Annotated in this window: 1 protein-coding gene and 1 pseudogene; one reads left to right on the top strand and one right to left on the bottom strand. The window is 39.2% G+C overall.

The window, feature by feature from the left end:
- Positions 1–212: pseudogene (locus IQ246_RS30060) on the top strand (hypothetical protein); the annotation flags it as partial.
- Here IQ246_RS30060 and IQ246_RS29660 read toward each other — a convergent pair.
- Positions 213–1,310: a DNA polymerase beta superfamily protein gene (locus IQ246_RS29660; RefSeq protein WP_194006851.1), complete on the bottom strand. Its 1,098-nt coding sequence runs from the start codon at positions 1,308–1,310 to the stop codon at positions 213–215.
- Positions 1,311–1,382: the final 72 nt, after the last annotated feature.

A 1,382-nucleotide genomic window follows, 5' to 3' on the forward strand; every position in this document is an offset into this window, starting at 1 on the left:
GGTATAAGAGTCAAGGGTCAAGGGTCAAGGGTCAAGGGTCAAGGGTCAAGGGTCAAGGGTCAAGGGTCAAGGGTCAAGGGTCAAGGGTCAAGGGTCAAGGGTCAAGGGTCAAGGGTCAAGGGTCAAGATTTTATTTTTTGACTATTGAACGCCAGTTCAACGCCACTCCAACGCCACTCCCTTCAACGGGGGGAACCCGCCCACAGCGCTAGTTACCCTTGACTCCATCCCTGCATTTCTACTAATTCCATACACAAATTATTAATTTGCTCCAAATCGGGTTTAGAAGGTAGGGTAGATTGTTCGTAAACAATTTCCATTTCGGTAACTAAATCTTCTGCTATTTTCATCACCTGTTCATAAGAATATTCACCCTTCAGAATAGCTTTTAAATCTTCAACATCACCAGCTATTTTCCTATCTACAATCACTTCTTTTCGCCGCAATATTTCTACTCCACTGCGTAGCAATCTAATGCAGTGCAATCCATGTTTGAGGTCAAAACCTGACTTTCTTTCCATTTCTGCTCTAGCTGGATTTCTATTTTCCTGCCAAGATAAGTAAGCCTTCCACTCTCTTACAGCATTTTGATAGTTTTGACTTTTTTGAAGTAGGCGGATAAAATCTTTACGGCTATTTGTTAATTTCTGAGTATATTCCAAAGTTTGATCGGATAAAGTGTATTGTTTCAACATACCTTTAAAATCAATATCTGCCGTCAGCAGTTTGTATAATTCCTCAGCTTCTTCTAAAAACTCAATTCGTCCTCTAATTAAGTTATAAAGATACTCCAGAAAAGCGTTTAGCTCATCTTTACTAAGAGGTGCTTCGTCTTCTATAGCAAAATCAGATGGTATTGGTTTCTTTTGCGGCGGCTTTAACAACCACTTCCGATGAGTTTCCATCTTTTTGATTTGAGCAAAAGCGTAGCCAGTATAAGTATGCTTGACCTTTTTACTCAAAAATAGCTGTCTATATTTAATTAAATGCTGCCCTACTGGCGTTAATACAGGATAGTTGTTTAACCAAAGCAATTCTAAAACATTGGGATTCGCTCCCGATAATAACTGGAGAAGTTTTCTTAACTCATATATAACTGTGTCTTTATTACCATCGATGAAGGGAAACATTCCTGGTTCATCCCAACCAGTATCTTTTTGTTCTATGCGATCAAATCCCAAGTAGTACTTCTTAGGTGCGATAAACACTCCTCGATAATCCAAGTCTGAATCAGGACGATTTAAACCATAGCCGTGGCTACCTGCTAAACCAATTAAAATAGTTCTTTGCTCAACTTCTATTCTTTTCATATCAATCGATTAAAATATGGCTATCTTAACTTATAAGCTAAGCAGTATAGGGGATGGGGCATGGGGCATGGG

It is taken from the genome of aff. Roholtiella sp. LEGE 12411 (assembly GCF_015206995.1).
Taxonomy (GTDB): Bacteria; Cyanobacteriota; Cyanobacteriia; order Cyanobacteriales; family Nostocaceae; genus Komarekiella.